The organism is Lachnospira pectinoschiza (assembly GCF_020564355.1).
Classification (GTDB): Bacteria; Bacillota; Clostridia; order Lachnospirales; family Lachnospiraceae; genus Lachnospira; species Lachnospira intestinalis.
Window position 1 is genome coordinate 1 of sequence record NZ_JAJCRR010000031.1, and the last position, 439, is coordinate 439.

Here is a 439-nt window from a genome sequence, read left to right on the forward strand (position 1 = left end):
CTTTCTTCTGAGGCATCAGTGATATTCCCCTTATTTGAAATGATTTGATATTGGTAAGACGTATTAAGCAAGCGGTTGTCAACCACCGTTTCGATTGATGCGGTGGTGTCACCACTAATTTCAGCCCCTAAGGCAATCGTCTGATCTTCGAGAACAAACCAGGATTTTTTAGCACGAAGATTCATCGGAAGGACAGTGCCGTTGTTTTTAGTGCCTTGCTTATTAAGCGCCATACCCATAACGGCTTGATTTTCTGCAGCTGCTCCACCGACCCATGTTTCGGGAGAAGTTACGGTAGTAAAGGATGAGTTTTCATCTTGAAGCGCTACAGTATCTACGGTTGTCCCAGGTAAACGATAAGGATCAACCGTTGGCCAATAACTGTTACCAAATTGGACACCGTCGTTATTATAGAGATAAAACATGCCATCAGCTGTAT

Annotated in this window: 1 protein-coding gene; it reads right to left on the reverse strand. The window is 43.5% G+C overall.

The annotated features are described in order from the left end of the window. Window positions 1-439 (reverse strand): polysaccharide lyase family 8 super-sandwich domain-containing protein (locus tag LI288_RS14105; protein WP_320055244.1); only part of this gene is annotated, 439 nt, incomplete at both ends.